Source organism: Streptomyces sp. NPDC005566, assembly GCF_040605575.1.
Classification (GTDB): Bacteria; Actinomycetota; Actinomycetes; order Streptomycetales; family Streptomycetaceae; genus Streptomyces.
In genome coordinates this window covers 1-17426 of the sequence record NZ_JBEXDB010000008.1, presented here as the reverse complement: position 1 = coordinate 17426, position 17426 = coordinate 1, and the positions used below count along the sequence as shown (strand labels likewise).

General features: G+C 69.4%; 17 protein-coding genes and 1 pseudogene. 10 read left to right on the top strand and 8 right to left on the bottom strand.

All coding sequences use genetic code 11. The annotated features are described in order from the left end of the window. The first annotated feature begins 104 nt into the window (after nucleotides 1–104). Nucleotides 105–623 (top strand): histidine phosphatase family protein, encoded by a 519-nt coding sequence (locus ABZS61_RS14405; protein WP_356419480.1) that lies wholly within the window; start codon nucleotides 105–107, stop codon nucleotides 621–623. A gap of 72 nt (nucleotides 624–695) precedes the next feature. On the opposite strand, the gene serB is transcribed toward ABZS61_RS14405, so the two are convergent. Next, nucleotides 696–1943, bottom strand: coding sequence for a phosphoserine phosphatase SerB (gene serB, locus ABZS61_RS14400; RefSeq protein ID WP_356419477.1), 1248 nt, complete (start codon nucleotides 1941–1943; stop codon nucleotides 696–698). 279 nt (nucleotides 1944–2222) lie between these two features. Between serB and ABZS61_RS14395 the strand changes: the two genes are divergently transcribed. Then, on the top strand, nucleotides 2223–4772 hold the full coding sequence (locus ABZS61_RS14395; RefSeq protein WP_356419474.1) for an FHA domain-containing protein: 2550 nt from the start codon (nucleotides 2223–2225) through the stop codon (nucleotides 4770–4772). A gap of 138 nt (nucleotides 4773–4910) precedes the next feature. Here the strand turns inward: ABZS61_RS14395 and ABZS61_RS14390 are convergent, their stop codons facing one another. The 3 genes and pseudogenes from ABZS61_RS14390 to ABZS61_RS14380 form a co-directional block, all read right to left on the bottom strand. After that, complete coding sequence (locus tag ABZS61_RS14390; protein WP_356419471.1) at nucleotides 4911–5663, bottom strand: transglycosylase SLT domain-containing protein; 753 nt, start codon at nucleotides 5661–5663, stop codon at nucleotides 4911–4913. Nucleotides 5664–5935: 272 nt separating this feature from the next. Beyond that, nucleotides 5936–7022 (bottom strand): annotated as a pseudogene (locus tag ABZS61_RS14385) (S-adenosylmethionine:tRNA ribosyltransferase-isomerase). Further along, nucleotides 7019–7720 carry an SDR family oxidoreductase gene (locus ABZS61_RS14380; protein ID WP_356419468.1) on the bottom strand — a complete coding sequence of 234 codons (702 nt, stop codon included), beginning with the start codon at nucleotides 7718–7720 and terminating at the stop codon, nucleotides 7019–7021. Before ABZS61_RS14380 ends, ABZS61_RS14385 begins: the two are co-directional and overlap by 4 nt. Nucleotides 7721–7900: 180 nt before the next feature. Between ABZS61_RS14380 and ABZS61_RS14375 the strand changes: the two genes are divergently transcribed. From ABZS61_RS14375 to ABZS61_RS14365, 3 genes are all read left to right on the top strand, one after another. Beyond that, a complete protein-coding gene (locus ABZS61_RS14375; protein WP_356419465.1) occupies nucleotides 7901–9046 on the top strand; it encodes a GAF domain-containing sensor histidine kinase in 1146 nt (381 codons plus the stop codon). Continuing rightward, complete coding sequence (locus ABZS61_RS14370) at nucleotides 9039–9683, top strand: response regulator transcription factor (RefSeq protein WP_356419462.1); 645 nt, start codon at nucleotides 9039–9041, stop codon at nucleotides 9681–9683. Before ABZS61_RS14375 ends, ABZS61_RS14370 begins: the two co-directional genes overlap by 8 nt. A 161-nt stretch (nucleotides 9684–9844) precedes the next feature. Next, the gene (locus ABZS61_RS14365; protein WP_356419459.1) at nucleotides 9845–10096 is read left to right on the top strand and encodes a chaplin family protein; all 252 of its coding nucleotides are present in this window, start codon (nucleotides 9845–9847) and stop codon (nucleotides 10094–10096) included. 115 nt (nucleotides 10097–10211) lie between these two features. Here the strand turns inward: ABZS61_RS14365 and ABZS61_RS14360 are convergent, their stop codons facing one another. Further along, complete coding sequence (locus tag ABZS61_RS14360; RefSeq protein ID WP_356419456.1) at nucleotides 10212–10991, bottom strand: hypothetical protein; 780 nt, start codon at nucleotides 10989–10991, stop codon at nucleotides 10212–10214. 122 nt (nucleotides 10992–11113) lie between these two features. On the opposite strand from ABZS61_RS14360, the gene ABZS61_RS14355 reads away from it, so the two are divergent. From ABZS61_RS14355 to ABZS61_RS14340, 4 genes are all read left to right on the top strand, one after another. Next, nucleotides 11114–11911, top strand: a complete 798-nt coding sequence (locus ABZS61_RS14355) for an ABC transporter ATP-binding protein (protein ID WP_356419453.1) — start codon at nucleotides 11114–11116, stop codon at nucleotides 11909–11911. Between the two features lie 67 nt (nucleotides 11912–11978). Beyond that, complete coding sequence (locus ABZS61_RS14350; protein ID WP_356419449.1) at nucleotides 11979–12407, top strand: NfeD family protein; 429 nt, start codon at nucleotides 11979–11981, stop codon at nucleotides 12405–12407. 128 nt (nucleotides 12408–12535) lie between these two features. Further along, nucleotides 12536–13465: an SPFH domain-containing protein gene (locus ABZS61_RS14345; protein ID WP_329212534.1), complete on the top strand. Its 930-nt coding sequence runs from the start codon at nucleotides 12536–12538 to the stop codon at nucleotides 13463–13465. Nucleotides 13466–13549: 84 nt separating this feature from the next. Further along, nucleotides 13550–14317: a sulfite exporter TauE/SafE family protein gene (locus tag ABZS61_RS14340; protein WP_356419447.1), complete on the top strand. Its 768-nt coding sequence runs from the start codon at nucleotides 13550–13552 to the stop codon at nucleotides 14315–14317. A gap of 49 nt (nucleotides 14318–14366) precedes the next feature. Here ABZS61_RS14340 and ABZS61_RS14335 read toward each other — a convergent pair whose 3' ends face one another. The 3 genes from ABZS61_RS14335 to ABZS61_RS14325 all read right to left on the bottom strand — a co-directional run bounded on the left by ABZS61_RS14335 (nucleotide 14367) and on the right by ABZS61_RS14325 (nucleotide 16385). Continuing rightward, entirely contained in the window at nucleotides 14367–14873 is a 507-nt protein-coding gene (locus ABZS61_RS14335; protein ID WP_329212538.1) for an HNH endonuclease, read from the bottom strand. Nucleotides 14874–15015: 142 nt separating this feature from the next. Then, nucleotides 15016–15549: a YbhB/YbcL family Raf kinase inhibitor-like protein gene (locus ABZS61_RS14330; RefSeq protein WP_356419443.1), complete on the bottom strand. Its 534-nt coding sequence runs from the start codon at nucleotides 15547–15549 to the stop codon at nucleotides 15016–15018. A 53-nt stretch (nucleotides 15550–15602) separates the two neighbouring features. Beyond that, nucleotides 15603–16385, bottom strand: coding sequence for a sporulation protein (locus ABZS61_RS14325; protein ID WP_329212542.1), 783 nt, complete (start codon nucleotides 16383–16385; stop codon nucleotides 15603–15605). Between the two features lie 87 nt (nucleotides 16386–16472). Between ABZS61_RS14325 and ABZS61_RS14320 the strand changes: the two genes are divergently transcribed. Then, a complete protein-coding gene (locus ABZS61_RS14320; protein WP_356419440.1) occupies nucleotides 16473–17114 on the top strand; it encodes a DNA-3-methyladenine glycosylase in 642 nt (213 codons plus the stop codon). The last annotated feature ends 312 nt before the right edge of the window (nucleotides 17115–17426 follow it).

Sequence of the window (17426 nt, the reverse complement as noted above, 5' to 3'; positions counted from 1 at the left end):
TTCCGGACCGGACGTGCACAGGTCACCCGGCGTCATTCACCCTCACCGGGGTAGCACGTCAACACCCTGCGCCCGGACACGCATTTCGTGCGAAGCTGAGGTGTATGAGCGCCGATACACCTCGCAGCATCGTCCTTCTCAGGCACGCCAAAGCGGAATGGTCGCAAGCGGCCGACCATGAGCGGCCCCTGGCCGAACGGGGACGGAAGGACGCCCCCGTCGCCGGCCGCAAGCTCGCCGATTCCGGCACCGTCTTCGATCTGGCTCTGTGTTCGACCGCCACCAGGACGCGCGAGACCTGGAAGCTCGCGGTCCACGAATTCCCGCAGCGCCCCAGGACCGTGTACGAGGAGAGGCTCTACGAGGCATCCCTCGGAGAATTGATTGCCCTGTTCAACGAGACCCCGGACGACGTGCGGAATCTGCTGGTCATCGGCCACAATCCCGGCATGCACGGCGCCGCGGACGCGCTGTCCGGCCAGGCCGAGGGGGAGACCCTCGCCCGCATGACCAGGGACGGCTTCCCGACGGCCGCCTATGCCGTCGTCGAGTTCTCCGGATCCTGGAAGGGCCTGGAGCAGGGCGTGGGCAAGCTCGTCGAGTACTGGACTCCGAACGACTGAGCAGGATGCACGAAGGGGCCCCGGCACTGTCGATCGTGCCGGGGCCCCTTCGTACGACTGTGTCCGGAGGGATCAGTCGACGAGACCGTCGGCCGCCTCCACCTCCTCGCGGGTGATACCGAGCAGGTACAGAACCGTGTCCAGGAACGGGACGTTCACCGCTGTGTGCGCCGCCTCACGCACGACCGGCTTGGCGTTGAACGCGACCCCGAGACCGGCCGTGTTCAGCATGTCCAGATCGTTCGCGCCGTCCCCGATCGCCACCGTCTGCGCCAGCGGCACCCCCGCCTGCTCGGCGAAGCTGCGCAGCAGCCGGGCCTTGCCGGCACGGTCCACGATGTCGCCCACGACCCGGCCCGTGAGCTTTCCGTCGACGACCTCCAGGGTGTTGGCGGAGGCGAAGTCGAGCCCGAGGCGTTCCTTGAGATCGTCCGTGACCTGGGTGAATCCGCCCGAGACCACGCCGACTTGGTAACCGAGCCGCTTCAGCGTACGGATCAGGGTGCGGGCACCCGGGGTCAGCCGGACCTCGGTCCGAACCTTGTCCACCACCGACTCGTCGAGCCCTGCCAGCAGCGCCACACGTGCGTGCAGCGACTGCTCGAAGTCGAGCTCGCCCCGCATCGCCTGCTCGGTCACCTCGGCGACCTTGTCCTCGCAGCCCGCATGGGCCGCGAAGAGCTCGATGACCTCGTCCTGGATGAGCGTCGAGTCCACATCCATGACGACGAGCCGCTGCGCCCGGCGGCTGAGCCCGGCCGACACGACGGCGATGTCGACACCGATTCCTGCGGCCTCGGTCGCCAGCGCGGTCCGCAGCTCCTCCGTCCCGGTGCCGGACACCGCGAACTCCACTGCGGTGACCGGGTACTTCGCCAGCCGGAAGATCCGGTCGATGTTGCCGCCGGTCGACGTGATCCGAGCAGCTATGACCGCCGTCGACTCCGCGGTCAGCGGGTGCCCCAGCACGGTCACATGGGAACGGCCGTCACCACGGGGCCGGTTGTCACCCGTACCGGAGATGATCTCGGCCTGCAGTTTCAGCGACTCCGCCCAGCTGTGGACGGTCGCCCGGAGGTCGCCCTCGGTCGTACCGCCCGAGACCGGCGAGGTGACCAGCGCGCACAGGACGATGCGGCCGCGGGTGACCACCTGCTCGATGTCGACGACGTCGACGGAGTAGGCGGCCAGGGTGTCGAAGAGCCCGGCGGTGATGCCGGGACGGTCCTTCCCGAAGATCTTGACGAGAAGAGTGGGTTCGTCTGTGCCCAGAAGGGGCTCAGGGGGCTCAGGAGACCGGGGAGACTGAGGTGCGCTCATGGTGGTTCCACCGTATAGGTCCGGCGCGCGGCCCCCGAAGCCCGTCCCGAGTGGCGGACAGCACCCCGACCCCAGTGGCCGCACCGCCGCGCCGGCCAAGGCTGCCCCGGTTGCCACGCTCCGATCCGATATCTCCCGAGTCGGCCGAGGTGCTGCACAGGCCTCCGCGCTGTCTTCACCCCGCCCGGCTTTCCGTTCAGGGACTGCTCCTGGAATAGTTCCCCACGATGTTCAGCATCCCTAGACTCCCTGCAACGGGGGTAACTCGGGGGACAACTAGTGGGGCGCGGAGTGCCGGAACTCGTACTGGAATTGAATGGAAGGACCTGGACGCTCGATCCGTCCAGGTCGTACACCCTCGGACGCGATCCGCAGGGCGACCTGATGATCGACGACGCCAGGGTCTCCTGGCGGCATGCCACGATCAGCTGGGGTGGTCGCAGCTGGGTCATCGAGGACCACGGCAGCACCAACGGCACCTACGTGCAGGGCCATCGGATCCAGACAATGGAGATCGGCCCCGGCTCGTCGGTGCACCTGGGCAACGCCACGGACGGGCCGCGGCTGAGCCTGACCGGCGCTGCCGCGGCTGCCGGTGTCCACAGCGGCCAGGCCGCGGCTGCGCAGAAGGCGCCCGCGCCCGTGCAGCCGCAGCAGGGTGCGGCCGGCTGGCACGACCCCGCACAGCAACAGCAGCAGGCTGCCTGGCAGCAGGCGCAGCAGCCGCCGCAACAGCCGCAGGTCCCGCATCAGCAGGGCCTCGGTGCCCCCGGAGCGGGCGGCCCCGGCGGTGTCGCGGGGGCCCCGCCGGTGTACGGGGACCGGAGCCCGACCACGTTCCACCAGCTGGACCTCGGCCGGGTCATGCGCATCGGTCGTGCGCTGGAGAACGAGCTGGTCGTCTCCGACCTCCAGGTCTCGCGCCTCCACGCCGAATTCCGTGCGACGCCCGACGGCCGCTTCGAGATCCGCGACCTCGGATCCCACAACGGCACGTACGTCAACGGCCAGCCGCTCAGCAAGTCCGGCTCAGCGCTCATCGGCCCGAACGACATCGTCGGCGTCGGCCACTCGACCTTCCGGCTGGTCGGGGACCGGCTGGAAGAGTTCGTCGACACCGGTGAGGTCTCCTTCTCCGCCCGCCACCTCACGGTGACGGTCGACGGAGGGAAGGACATCCTCAAGGACGTCTCGTTCGGCGTTCCGGAGAAGTCCCTGATCGCCGTCATCGGCCCGTCCGGCTCCGGCAAGTCCACCCTGCTCAAGGCGCTCACCGGCTACCGGCCCGCCAACCAGGGCGACGTCCTCTACGACAACCGGAACCTGTACAAGCAGTTCGCCGAGCTGCGGCAGCGCATCGGGCTGGTCCCGCAGGACGACATCCTGCACAAGGAACTCACGGTCACCAGGGCTCTGCGGTACGCGGCCAAGCTGCGCTTCCCCGCGGACACCACCGAGGCCGAGCGCACCGCCCGGATCCACGAGGTCCTCGCCGAGCTCAAGCTCGACATCCACAAGGACAAGAGGATCACCTCGCTCTCCGGCGGCCAGCGCAAGCGCGTCTCGGTCGCCCTGGAGCTGCTGACCAAGCCGTCGCTGATCTTCCTGGACGAGCCGACCTCGGGTCTCGACCCGGGCATGGACCGCGATGTCATGCAGTTGCTGCGCGGGCTCGCCGACGACGGCCGTACGGTCCTCGTGGTCACGCACTCCGTGGCCGAGCTGGCCATCTGCGACAAGCTCCTCGTGATGGCGCCCGGCGGGTCCGTCGCCTACTTCGGACCTCCCGAGGAGGCGCTGAACTTCTTCGGCTACACCAGCTGGGCCGACGTCTTCTCCGCGTTCGAGAACTACCGCGACTACGACTGGGCGGGACGCTGGCGCGGTTCGCAGCACTACCAGATGTACGCCGCGGACATCGACGCCGTCGCCGCGCAGCCGGTGCACATGCCCCCGCCGCAGCAGATCCGCCCCCCGAAGCCGTCGGGCTGGACGGCCCAGCTGTGGACGCTGATGCGCCGCTACATCTCGGTGATCGCGTCCGACAAGGGATTCCTGCTCCTGATGGTGCTCCTGCCGGCCGTGCTCGGCATCGTCAGCGTGGTCATTCCGGCCGAGTTCGGCCTGGCGGAGCCCGATCCGCCGTCCCGCTTCAACGGCAAGGCCGGGACGATCATGCTGATCCTCGCGGTCGGCATGTGCTTCGCCGCCGCGGCCAACTCCGTACGAGAACTGATCAAGGAACGGGTGATCTACGAGCGGGAACGGGCCACCGGCCTCTCCCGCTCCGCCTACCTGCTGTCCAAGGTGATCGTCCTCGGCGTGATCACCGCCTTCCAGGGCGTGATCATCTGCGGGATCGGCTTCTCCACCCGCCAGCTGCCGGAGGAGGGGCTGTTCATGCCCCCCGCCGTGGAGATCTGCCTGTCGATCATCGTGCTCGGGTTCGTCTCGATGATGTTCGGCCTGATGATCTCCGCGCTGGTGAAGACCGCCGAGAAGACCATGCCGCTGCTCGTCATGTTCGCCATCGTCCAGGTCGTCTTCACCGGTGTGCTCTTCCAGGTCTACGGATCGCCGGGCCTGGAGCAGTTCGCCTGGCTGATGCCGTCGCGCTGGGCGGTGGCCGCGGCCGGTACGACGCTCGACCTCGCCCACCTCATGCCGCCGTGGGACCCGAAGAAGCCGACCGACCTGGACCCGCTCTGGGAGCACTCGGCCGGCCAGTGGGGGGTCAACATCACGGTGATGCTCCTCATGAGCGCCGTCCTCTTCGTCGCGGTCTCGCGGATGCTGCGACGCCATGAGCCCGAGGTGATGCGCAAGTAACGCGTCCGGCCCGACCGGGCCCGGAAACGCCCGAGGGCGGCAACCCCGTGGGGTGCCGCCCTTCGGCATGTGCCGGCCGGTCACGCGACGCTGCGGACCGGCGGGCCCTCGAATGCCAGGCCTAGCTCGGTGCGTGGCTCAGTACGCGCTGTCGACGTTGTCGATCGAGCCGTACTTGTCCGCGGCGTAGTTGGCCGCAGCGGTGATGTTGGCGACCGGGTCGTACTGGTCGTGCTTGGTGCCGGCCACGTGGTAGAAGTCGAACGTCGGCTTGATGACCTGCAGCAGGCCCTTTGACGGGACGCCGTTGATGGCGTTGATGTCCCAGTCGTTGATGGCGCGCGGGTCACCGCTGGACTCGCGGATGATGTTGCGGTGCAGACCCTCGTACGTGCCGGGGATGTTCTTCTTGTCCATGATCGCGAGAGCCTCGCGAATCCAGCCGTCAAGGTTGTTGGCGTAGACCGGCTTGCGGTCGGCGGCACGGCTGGCCTTCTTGGCGGCGCGTTTCTTCGCGTCGGCCTTGGCCTTGGCGGCAGCCTTCTTCTTGGCTGCGGCTTCCTTCTTGGCCTCGGCGACGGCCTTGGCCTTCGCCTCGGTCTTCGCGGCTGCCTTCTTCTCGGCGGCCTTGGCGGCGTCGGCGGCCTTCACCAGCTGCGCGGCGGTGGAGTGCTGCTCGATGACGCTGGACTGGACGCTCTGGTTCTGCGCGGCACCGGCGAAGGCGACCGGCGCACCGGATATGGCCTGCGGCTCGGTCGACGCCGAGGCGTTGTCCGGGACGAGGGAGAAAGCGAGAGCGGCGGCGGCCAGGGTGGAGACCCCCGCGACGGAGAGCTTCTGCGCCTTGTTCAGGCGACGGCTACGGCTGGAGATGCGGGACACGGACATACAGTCGTACCTCTTCGAATTGCAGGGGGCCCTCGGCGAGGACGCAGACGGAAGCGGCGGTGCGCATCTCCGTCGTGGACAAGTGCAATTCTTAGCGACCGCAAAATGGCCTGGCAAAGGTGTGACGTACGAAGCTGAGTAGTGGAGCGGGGGGTCGTTCATACCTCCTTGTCCGGTTTGAGGCCCGGAGTATTGCCCGTTTTGCTCCAACTATTCATCTTCGTAAGTGACGTGGGCCCTATGCCTGGGCTCACACGGGGACCCCTCCGGGCTCACGAAACGTTGCTCTTGTAATGCGGAGCGTTAGCCTCCGGAACCCGGCAGGAGGAGATGGACGTCCCCGAACTCGTGCCAGAGGTACCGATGGAGCAGGGCCTGGGTGTAACCGTGCTGCAGCGCGGCCCTCCCGGCTATCGCCTCCAGCATCAGCAGGTGCGAGGCCTCCGGCTCGTGCAGTCCGGTCAGCAGCCCGTCCACCACCCGCACGCCCCGCTGCGGCGTCACCACCAGGTCCGTCCAGCCCGAGGCGGCCCGCACCACTCCGTCCGCCCCCGCCGCCGATTCCAGGGCCCGCACGGCCGTCGTCCCCACGGCGACGACCCTGCCGCCGCCCGCCCGCGCCGCATTGACCAGCCACGCCGTCGTAGGCGGCACCGCGAACCGCTCCGGGTAGGGCGGCTCGTGCGCCTCGGTCGACGCCACCCCCGTATGAAGGGACAGCGGGGCGAACTGCACCCCGCGGCTCACCAGCGCCGCCACCAGCCCCGCGGTGAACGGCCTCGCCGCACTCGGCATCTCCGCCGACCCCGCCCCGTCGGGCGAGGGCACGGCGAACACCGTCCGGTACGCGGACAGCGGCTGGTCCCGCTCCGTGTACGCGTACCGGATCGGCCGCCCGTACCGGCCCAGGAGCCCGGGTACGTCCCGCGGCACCCGCGCCCACCACAGCCGGGCGCCCGCCGGGGGCCCCAGCGGCTCGTCCAGCACCAGGACGTTCTCGCCCGGCAGCCGCACAGCGGCTCCCGCCGGGCCGCCGGGGCGCGGCCGCGTGGTCCCGTTCCCGTCCGGGCGGCGCAGCTCCACCGCCCACCGGCCGTCCTCGCCGCAGGTCGAGAAGTGCACGACGACGTGCTCACCGCCGACGCGCCCGTTCACCGCGGCCGCCAGCGTCGTCGACGTGTTCACCACGAGTACGTCCCCGGCCCGCAGCTCCCCGGGCAGGTCGAGGAACGCCCGGTGCGAGACCGCGGTACCCCGCGACACCAGCAGCCGCACGTCGTCCCGCCCCGCACCCCGCAGCTCGGCCGGAACCCGGGCGGACAGCTCCTCGGGAACCCGCAGGGCATCCAGCGCCGTCATCGCCGCCCCCCGCTCGTCTTCTCCAGCAGGGCCGCGGCCGCATAACGCCCGCCGGCCGGCCGCCGCTCAAGCAGCCTGACGAACGCGGGCGCCACGCTCTCCGGCCCCGGCCTCGGCTCCCCGTCCCCGGGCACCGCCGCCGTATAGAGGTCCGTCCGCATGTCCCCCGGATCCACGGCCCACACCCGCAGACCCGGTTCCTCCTCGCCCAGCACCGCGGCCAGCTGGTCGAGCGCAGCCTTGGACGCCCTGTACCCGCCCCACGTCGCATACGGCTCGGCAGCCGCGTCCGAGCTCACCGTCACCACCGCACCGGCCGCCGATGCCCTCAGCAGCGGCAGCGCCTCCTGCACCAGGCCGAGCGCCGCCACCACATTCGTCTCCAGCGCCTCCCGCAGCCCGGCCAGGGGCAGCGTCTCCAGCCGTACGAGCGGTTCGGCACCCAGGGCGCTCGCATTGCTCACCAGCACGTCCAGCCCGCCCAGGTCCCCGGCGGCGGCCACCAGGGCCTTGCGGTGCGCCCCGTCCGTGACATCCCCGGCAACGGTCACCACCCGCGTCCCGTACAGGCGGCTCAGCTCCCGCCCCGTCTCCCTCAGCACCCCGGCCGTCCGGGCGTCCAGGACCAGATCCCACCCCCGTTGCGCCAGCGCCCGCCCCAGCCCCTTCGACGCACCCGTGATCATCGCGATCGGCATGGCAACCGTCCCCTCGAACCTCGTGAAGCTCCGACCACACCAACGTAGGAACACGGCCCCTGCCCCGCCTCGTCCAGGAGCCGCACCGGCACAAGGCACTTCGACCTAGGCCCTGCGCCCCATGCGACGGCCGTCCGCAGCCCGATACGGCCGCCGAGGGCCCGCCGGTACGGTGAGGACATGAGTCATCGCCCACCGTCGGGCCTCGCCGCGGTGAGTGCCGCGCTGCTCGCCATGAGCCGGCACCTCGAAATGCGGGACGTCCTCAAGACGATCGTCGCCTCCGCCCGCGAGCTGCTCGACGCCGAGTACGCGGCCCTGGGCGTCCCCGACGACCACGGGGGCTTCGCCCAGTTCGTCGTGGACGGGGTCAGCGACGAGCAGTGGAAGGCCATCGGACCGCTGCCCAGGCAGCACGGCATCCTCGCCGCGATGCTCCACGAGGCGAAGCCCGAGCGGCTCGCCGACGTCCGCAAGGACCCCCGCTTCGGCGGCTGGCCCGACGCCCACCCGGACATGTCCGACTTCCTGGGCCTGCCGATCCAGGACGGCGACGAGATCATCGGCGCACTCTTCCTCGCCAACAAGCGCTGTCCCAAGCCCGAGGGCAGCTGCGGGTTCACGGAGGAGGACGAGGAACTCCTCGCGATCCTCGCCCAGCACGCGGCGATCGCGCTCGTCAACGCCAGACTGTACGAACGCAGCCGCGAGCTCACGATCGCCGAGGAGCGCTCGCGGCTCGCCCATGAGCTGCACGACGCGGTCAGCCAGAAGCTCTTCTCGCTCCGGCTGACCGCCCAGGCAGCCGCCGCGCTCGTCGACCGCGACCCCGCCCGCGCCAAGGGCGAGCTCCAGCAGGTCGCGGCCCTGGCCGCGGAAGCCGTGGACGAGCTGCGCGCAGCCGTCGTGGAGCTGCGCCCCGCCGCCCTGGACGAGGACGGTCTCGTCGCCACGCTGCGTACCCAGATCCAGGTACTGGACCGTGCGCACAGCGCCCGGGTCACCTTCGAGAGCGCCGGAGTGCGGGCGATGCCCTCCGCCCAGGAGGAGGCCCTGCTCCGGGTCGCCCAGGAAGCCCTGCACAACGCCCTCCGTCACTCCGGCGCCGAACAGGTCGCTGTCACGCTCAGCCGGCACACCTCCGCCACGGTGCTGCGGATCACCGACGACGGCCGCGGCTTCGACACCCATGCCGTCCGGCGTGCGGGCCGCCATCTGGGCCTGGTCTCGATGCGCCACCGCGCGGGCAGCGTCGGGGGAAGGCTCACCGTTGCATCGGAGCCCGGCAAGGGCACCACGATCGAGATGGAGGTCCCCTGTGCCTGAAAAGATCATCAGGGTGCTGCTGGTCGACGACCACCAGGTCGTCCGCCGAGGGCTGCGCACGTTCCTCGAGATCCAGGACGACATAGAGGTCGTCGGGGAAGCCTCCGACGGAGCCGAAGGAGTCGCCAGGACCGAGGAGCTCCGGCCGGATGTCGTCCTGATGGACATCAAGATGCCCGGTACGGACGGGATCGAGGCCCTGCGCAGGCTCAGGGAGCTGGAGAACCCCGCGAAGGTACTGATCGTCACCAGCTTCACCGAACAGCGCACGGTCGTTCCCGCCCTGCGCGCGGGCGCGTCCGGTTACGTGTACAAGGACGTCGACCCGGACGCGCTGGCCGGCGCCATCCGCTCGGTCCACGCAGGCCACGTCCTGCTCCAGCCGGAGGTCGCCGACGCGCTCCTGGCGCAGGAGGACGCCGGCAGCGGCACGGGCCGAGGGAGCACCCTGACCGAACGGGAACGGGAAGTGCTCGGGCTGATCGCCGACGGCCGCTCCAACCGGGAGATCGCCCGGGCGCTGGTCCTGTCGGAGAAGACCGTGAAGACGCACGTGTCGAACATCTTGATGAAGCTCGATCTGTCGGACAGGACACAGGCCGCACTCTGGGCCGTCCGGCACGGGGCGGCGGGCTGACGGGCCCGAGTTCCGGGGGAGGGGAAGCGGACGGTTCCACTCCAGTCCGAGATTCATACTGTCGGGTGTATGTCACCCGAACGGCGCATCCTGTGCGGCGCCGAGGCGTTCTCCATGCGTGCTGCGGCGGTCGGCCGCAGCGATGCGAGGAGGATCCTGAAGTGAAGAACCTGAAGAAGGCCGCTGCCGTCACCATGATCGCCGGTGGACTCATCGCCGCCGGTGCCGGGGCTGCCTCCGCCACGGGCCACAGCGGCGCCGGTGCTCACGGCGCGGCCGTGGGCTCCCCGGGCGTCGCCTCGGGCAACGTCGTCCAGGTCCCCGTGCACGTCCCCGTGAACGTGGTCGGCAACACGGTCAACGTGATCGGCCTGCTCAACCCGGCCTTCGGCAACCTCGGCCTGAACGGCTGATCCGCGCTGCCGCCACCAACCGCCGGACGGGCCGTTCAAGCCTGTCCGGCGGTTGAGTGCTGTGCCGTCGAGTGCCGGGCGGACAGGTGCGCGGCGGTCGAGCGCAGGGGGCGGCCTACCGCCCCCGCTCCTCCACGTACGCGTTGTACGCCGCGACCTGCGCCCGCCGGGCGACCCGCTCCACCGGCCGCAGCGCCTCACCCCGAGCCGCGATCTCCGAGGAGCTCACCGCACCGCCGTGCCCGTTCTCATGGGCCACCGAGATCAGCAGTCCCACCCGCTGGGCCAGTTCCAGCACCCGTACCGCCCGCGCCGGATACCCCGGAGCCAGCACCTCGCGGCCCCGCTCCGCCCGCGCCCGGTACGCATCCACCGCGGCCTCGGCCACCGGCCCGGAACCAGCCACATCCAGCCGGGACAGCACCGCCGTGGCATCCCGCAGGGCCTCCGCCAGCTCCCGCTCCGCCTCGCTCAGCGACGGCACATCCGCCGGCGGCGCCTCCCGCACCGGCAGGCAGCGCCACACCACCTCGACGTGCACGTCCCCGGCCGGCCCCGCCTCGCTCACCTCCGGAACGAGTCCGTACGGCGCTCCGGACGTGACCACCGCCTCCTCGGCGTCCAGTGCCCGCGCGTTGAAGTCCGGCGGCCCGCTGAGCCCCAGCGGATGGCCGGGCACCGGCAGCGCGACCCGGAAACCGGTCGCGCCGAGCCCTCTCAGCCGGCCGAGCGCCAGCGTGAGCCCGACCGGCCCCGCCTCACCCGGCAGGCCCTCGACGCGGTGCACCGCGTCCTCCCCGACAATCGCGAGCGCAGCGTCGTCCGGTGACACAAGTCCGGCCAAAAGTGCGTTTCCCCATGCGGCCAGCCGCCCTGAGCGTGGTTCCGAAAGCATGGGGACAGCCTAGGCAACCGCCCTAAGGGCTGGAGCACTCTTCGGGTGGCGTAGGTTTTCCCTGGGAGCTGTGCCCAGAGGCACGCGACGATCTCGAGACTGCATGGGGAGACAACGCGCTCATGAGCGATGTACTGGAGCTGGTGGACGTATCCGTGGTCCGCGACGGACGCGCTCTGGTGGACGACGTCTCCTGGTCGGTCAAGGAGGGGGAGCGCTGGGTCATCCTCGGGCCGAACGGCGCCGGCAAGACCACGCTGCTCAACATTGCGTCCAGCTACCTCTTCCCGAGCACCGGCAAGGCCAGGATCCTCGGTGAGGAGCTCGGCGGCGTCGGCACCGACGTATTCGAGCTCCGGCCCCGTATCGGGATCGCCGGTGTCGCCATGGCCGAGAAGCTTCCCAAGCGCCAGACCGTGCTGCAGACGGTACTCACCGCCGCGTACGGCATGACCGCCACCTGGCACGAGAACTACGAGGCCGTCGACGAGGAGCGCGCCCGCGCCTTCCTCGACCGGCTCGGCATGACCGATTACCTCGACCGCAAGTTCGGCACCCTCTCCGAGGGCGAGCGCAAGCGGACGCTGATCGCCCGCGCCATGATGACCGACCCCGAGCTGCTCCTGCTCGACGAGCCCGCCGCGGGCCTCGACCTCGGCGGCCGCGAGGACCTGGTCCGCCGCCTGGGCCGGCTCGCCCGTGACCCGTACGCCCCCTCCATGATCATGGTCACCCACCACGTCGAGGAGATCGCGCCCGGCTTCACCCACGTCCTGATGATCCGTCAGGGAAAGGTGCTCGCCGCGGGTCCGATGGAGACCGAGCTCAGCTCCCGCAACCTCTCCCTCTGCTTCGGCCTGCCGCTCGTCGTCGAGCACACCGGCGACCGCTACACCGCCCACGGACTCCCGCTCTCCTGAGGATCCGCACAACAGCCGCCCCCCGGCGCCCTGTCCGCGAGGGCACCTGCGGTCCTACGATGAACACGTGGAAATCGACGCGTGGGTATGGTGGTTGATCGGCGCCGTGGGACTGGGTATCCCCCTCGTCCTGACCGCGATGCCCGAGTTCGGAATGTTCGCCGTCGGGGCCGTGGCCGCGGCAGTCGTCGCCGCACTCGGTGGTGGCATCGTCGCCCAAGTGCTGGTCTTCGTCCTGATCTCCGTGGCGCTGGTCGCGGTCGTACGCCCGATCGCCGCCAGGCACCGTGCCGGCCAGACCCACCACGCCACCGGCATCGACGCGCTGAAAGGCCGTCAAGCCGTCGTGCTGGAACGGGTGGACGGCAGCGGCGGCCGCATCAAGCTGGCCGGCGAGGTCTGGTCCGCGCGCACACTCGACAGCGATCAGAGCTTCGAACCAGGACAGACCGTCGATGTCGCGGAGATCGACGGTGCAACGGCCGTCGTCATGTGAGCGAACCGGTCACGCGGCAGCCCGCAGTCTGCCAAACTCGAAGTCGATCATCATGAGAATGCACCCGTCATGAGCACGCGACCTCGATCATCGCGATCCGTCGGCAACCGAAGGGCACGAGGCACACGATGCAACCGATCATCATCGTCCTGATCATTCTGGTGGTGCTCGTCTTCATCGCCCTGATCAAGACGATCCAGGTCATCCCACAGGCCAGTGCCGCCATCGTGGAGCGCTTCGGCCGCTACACCCGCACCCTCAACGCCGGGCTGAACATCGTCGTCCCGTTCATCGACTCGATCCGCAACCGGATCGACCTCCGCGAACAGGTCGTTCCCTTCCCGCCCCAGCCGGTGATCACCCAGGACAACCTGGTGGTCAACATCGACACCGTCATCTACTACCAGGTGACCGACGCCCGCGCCGCGACCTACGAGGTCGCCAGCTACATCCAGGCGATCGAGCAGCTCACCGTCACCACCCTCCGCAACATCATCGGCGGCATGGACCTCGAACGGACCCTGACCTCCCGCGAGGAGATCAACGCGGCCCTGCGCGGAGTCCTCGACGAAGCCACCGGCAAGTGGGGCATCCGCGTCAACCGCGTCGAGCTCAAGGCCATCGAACCGCCCACCTCCATCCAGGACTCGATGGAGAAGCAGATGCGCGCCGACCGTGACAAGCGCGCCGCGATCCTCACCGCGGAAGGCATCAGGCAGTCCGCCATCCTCACCGCCGAAGGCGAGAAGCAGTCCGCGATCCTGCGCGCCGAAGGTGAGGCCAAGGCATCCGCCCTGCGTGCCGAAGGCGAGTCCCAGGCCATTCGTACGGTCTTCGAGGCCATCCACGCCGGAGACCCCGACCAGAAGCTGCTCTCCTACCAGTACCTCCAGATGCTGCCGAAGATCGCCGAAGGCGACGCCAACAAGCTCTGGATCGTGCCCAGCGAGATCGGCGACGCGCTCAAGGGCCTCAGCGGCGCCTTCGGCAACCTCGGCAGCGGCGCCCCCGGCTTCAGCACGGGACCTGAGCGCCGCGAGCAGCCCCCGGTCGACTGACCGCGAAAGACCTTCGTGCATGATCAGTGAGGCCCCTCGACCTTCATGGCGGGGAGGCGTCACTGACCATCGAAGGGGATGGCCTTGTCCATCTGGGAAATTCTCGCGGTCTTCGCGGCCGGAGTCGGCGCGGGCACGATCAACACGATCGTCGGCTCAGGCACGTTGATCACCTTCCCCGTCCTGCTCGCCACCGGCCTGCCACCGGTCACCGCCACCGTCTCCAACGCCCTCGGTCTGATCCCGGGCTCGATCAGCGGCGCCATCGGCTACCGGGCCGAACTCGCGGGCCAACGCCGCCGCATCATCAAGCTGAGCGCCGGCGCACTCGTCGGTGGCCTCACCGGCGCCACACTCCTGCTGGCCCTGCCCCCCACAGCGTTCGAGACGATCGTCCCCGTCCTGGTGGCACTCGCCCTCGTCCTGGTCATCCTGCAGCCCCGGATCAGCAAGGCCGTCCAGCGCCGCCGCGCGCGGAACGGGGCGCCGGCCCGCCCAGACGGCGGGCCGCTCCTGTTCACGGGACTGACACTCGCCAGCGTCTACGGCGGCTACTTCACGGCGGCCCAGGGCATCATCTACCTCTCCCTGATGGGCATGCTGCTCGACGACACGATGCAGCGCCTCAACGCCGTCAAAAACGTACTCGCCGCCGTCGTCAACAGCGTCGCGGCACTCTTCTTCCTCTTCGTCGCGGACTTCGACTGGACGGCGGTCGTGCTCATCGCCGTGGGGTCGGCGATCGGCGGCCAGATAGGCGCCAAGGTCGGCCGCAAGCTCAGCCCGGGCTTCCTGCGCGCCCTCATCGTCGTCGTCGGCACCGCCGCGATCGTCCAGCTGCTGCTCCGCTGACGGGAAGAGCCCGCCTCCCGGGGAGACGGGCTTCCGTGAACCTCGCGGGCTACGCGGCGGACCGCGCCAGCCACTCCGGCAGCACCGACCGGTCACCGGCCCCGAGCGCGAGCAGCATCGCGTCCGCCGGCGAGGGTACGAACGGCTTACGGAGCAGCGGCATGTCCGCCTGCTCCGGTGTCCGCGCAGCCTTGCGGTGGTTGTCCTCGGCGCACGACGCCACGGTGTTCAGCCAGGTGTCCTGACCCCCCTGGGCACGCGGTACCACGTGGTCGACGGTGCTGGCCCGCCGTCCGCAGTACGCGCACCGGTGCTGGTCCCGTATGAGCACACCCCTTCTGGACCACGGGGCGTGTCTTCGGAACGGCACCCGTACGTACCGGCAGAGCCTGATCACCACGGGCACCGGGATGTCGACGGCCGCGCCACGCATACGGAGTCCCGGGTGCGACTGCTCGACGACAGCCTTGTCCTGCAGGATCAGCACCACCGCGCGGTTGAGTGTCACCGTCGACAGCGGCTCGAAGCTCGCGTTGAGCACCAGTGTGTCCCGCATCCTGCCCACCTCCCGTGTGCCGGCCGCCTCCTGGCTGGCCCGGATCAACTCTGGCCGGGCGAGCCGTGATGGACAACGCAATAAAAAAATGCCCTGCCCTGATCTCTCCAAGACCAGGGCAGGGCAAACAGGAGGCGAACCCTCAGCTTTCGGGCGAGGTGTACTCACCGATCAGCTGGGCGCGTCCGAGGGTGTGGAACCGCAGATTGAATCCCACCACGGCAGGCGAGGCGTCACTGTCCGGCCCGAGCTTCTCGCTGTCCACCGCGTACACGGTGAAGACATAGCGGTGGTTCTCGCCCGCCGGCGGCGCGGCACCTCCGAAGTCCTGCGACCCGTAGTCGTTACGGGCCTGGACGGCGCCCGCGGGCAGCCCCTCGAACGTGCCGCTCCCCGCGCCGGCCGGTAGTTCCGTGACCGAAGCCGGGATGTCGAAGACCACCCAGTGCCAGAACCCGCTGCCCGTCGGGGCGTCCGGGTCGAAACACGTCACGGCGAAGCTCTTCGTGTCCGCGGGGAAACCCTCCCACCGCAACTGCGGCGACGTGTTGCCCGCCGCGAACACCTGCGCGTCCGCCAGCACGGCTCCCGGCGCGAGGTCCTTGCTCACCACGGTGAACGGGGGGACCTCGGGATGGAAGTCGTGCGGCAACGGCGCCCTCTTCGGCTCGGTCACGTCAGTACCTCTCCTGGTCGGCTGTGAAGTCTCGCCACCGACCCTAGAGCCCGTCAGAGCCAGTTGCGCTGTCCGCCGACCTGGGCGAGCCACTGGTTGAGGTAAGCGGCCCAGTCCGTGCCCTGGAAGTCGTTGTGGCCGACCTTGAACGCGCGGTAGGAGTCGCTGCCCTCACTGAAGAGACCCGGCTTCTTGTCCATTTCCAGCACGACGTCCATCTCGCGGTCGTCGGCGACGAACGTCAGCTCAACCTGGTTGAGCCCGCGGTACTGCTGCGGCGGGACGAACTCGATCTCCTGGTAGAAGGGCAGACGCTGGCGCGTGCCCCGGATGTGGCCGCGCTCCATGTCCGCGCTGCGGAACCCGAAGCCGAGCTGCGCGAAGGCGTCCAGGATGGCCTGCTGCGCAGGCAGGGGGTGCACATTGATCGGGTCCAGGTCACCCGAGTCCAGGGCACGGGCGATCTCCAGCTCCGTGGTCACCCCGATGTTCATTCCGCGCAGGTGCTGCCCGGCGAACGTCGTGATCGGCGTCTCCCACGGAATCTCGAGCCCGAACGGCACGACGTGGACGGCGCCCGCCTTTACTTCGAAGGCACCGCCGAGACGCAGCTTGGTGAACTCGATGTCCTGCTTGGTCTCCTGGTCCGCGCCCTCGACCTCGACCCGGGCCTGCAGACCGACCGAAAGCCCCTCGATCTGCTGGTCGACGGAACCGCCCTGGATCCGCACCTCGCCCTGAACGACCCCGCCGGGGACGACGTTGAGTTCGGTCAGCTCGGTTTCCACCGAAGCACCGCCGGCACCCATGCTCGCGAGCAACCGCTTGAAGCCCATGTCTTCTCCTCCTTGGTCCTGACCTCTACATACGCGTCACGACCGTAGCCGGTTCCCGGAGCGGCGATCCCAGTACCCTCGGACGCCATGAACGAGGGCATGGACCGTACGCCGCTGACGCGGGACTTCTTCGACCGGCCAGTCCTGGACGTGGCCCCCGACCTTCTGGGCCGCGTGCTCGTCCGCGCCGGTGAGGACGGCCCCATCGAACTGCGGCTGACCGAGGTGGAGGCGTACGCCGGCGAGATCGACCCCGGCTCCCACGCCTTCCGTGGTCCCACACCACGCAACAGCGTGATGTTCGGCCCGCCGGGTCATTCGTACGTCTACTTCACGTACGGGATGTGGCACTGCCTGAACCTCGTGTGCGGCCCGGAAGGAACGGCGAGCGGTGTCCTGCTCCGGGCCGGCGAGATCGGCGTGGGTGCCGAGACGGCCCGCAAACGTCGGTTCTCGGCCCGCCATGACAGAGAACTGGCCAAAGGGCCGGCCCGTCTGGCCACGGCCCTCGGAGTCGACCGAACGCTCAACGGCAGCGATGTCGTCGAAGGACCGTGCCGGCCCCTGTCCCTGCTGCGTGGCACCCCGCCGCTCCGTGACCAGGTGCGAAGCGGTCCGCGCACCGGGGTGGGCGGTGACGGTTCCCATCAGCCGTGGCGCTTCTGGATCGACGGCGACCCCACGGTGAGCCCCTACAGGGCCCATGCGCCACGCCGCCGCGCAACTTGACTCGCCCCTGCCCGTTGCCTAATGTAGTCCGAGCCGCTTGAACGGATGCAGTTGTTGTTGGCACGGTCCACAGGACCGGGTCGGAGCATCGGGAGAGGGCCAACCACTACCTACGATTCGCCCTGACGGGTGCAATTTCGGCATGCCGTAATTCGCCCCGCGACTCGATTATGAGTCGCCACGGAAATCGGCTAGCGTAGTGAACACGCCGAAAGGCAAAGGCCAGTCCACAGGCCACCGGAATCAAATTCGGACCGGAAACGGAACGGAAAAGAGTCTGGTAAAGTTGGAATCGCCGGAAAGGGAAAGCGC

Bases quoted from the DNA above. Each gene is read 5' to 3' on its own strand.
- ABZS61_RS14405 (WP_356419480.1), top strand. From the start codon at position 105: ATGAGCGCCGATACACCTCGCAGCATCGTCCTTCTCAGGCACGCCAAA.
- serB (WP_356419477.1), bottom strand. From the start codon at position 1,943: ATGAGCGCACCTCAGTCTCCCCGGTCTCCTGAGCCCCCTGAGCCCCTT.
- ABZS61_RS14390 (WP_356419471.1), bottom strand. From the start codon at position 5,663: ATGTCCGTGTCCCGCATCTCCAGCCGTAGCCGTCGCCTGAACAAGGCG.
- ABZS61_RS14380 (WP_356419468.1), bottom strand. From the start codon at position 7,720: ATGCCGATCGCGATGATCACGGGTGCGTCGAAGGGGCTGGGGCGGGCG.
- ABZS61_RS14375 (WP_356419465.1), top strand. From the start codon at position 7,901: ATGAGTCATCGCCCACCGTCGGGCCTCGCCGCGGTGAGTGCCGCGCTG.
- ABZS61_RS14360 (WP_356419456.1), bottom strand. From the start codon at position 10,991: ATGCTTTCGGAACCACGCTCAGGGCGGCTGGCCGCATGGGGAAACGCA.
- ABZS61_RS14355 (WP_356419453.1), top strand. From the start codon at position 11,114: ATGAGCGATGTACTGGAGCTGGTGGACGTATCCGTGGTCCGCGACGGA.
- ABZS61_RS14345 (WP_329212534.1), top strand. From the start codon at position 12,536: ATGCAACCGATCATCATCGTCCTGATCATTCTGGTGGTGCTCGTCTTC.
- ABZS61_RS14335 (WP_329212538.1), bottom strand. From the start codon at position 14,873: ATGCGGGACACACTGGTGCTCAACGCGAGCTTCGAGCCGCTGTCGACG.
- ABZS61_RS14325 (WP_329212542.1), bottom strand. From the start codon at position 16,385: ATGGGCTTCAAGCGGTTGCTCGCGAGCATGGGTGCCGGCGGTGCTTCG.
- ABZS61_RS14320 (WP_356419440.1), top strand. From the start codon at position 16,473: ATGAACGAGGGCATGGACCGTACGCCGCTGACGCGGGACTTCTTCGAC.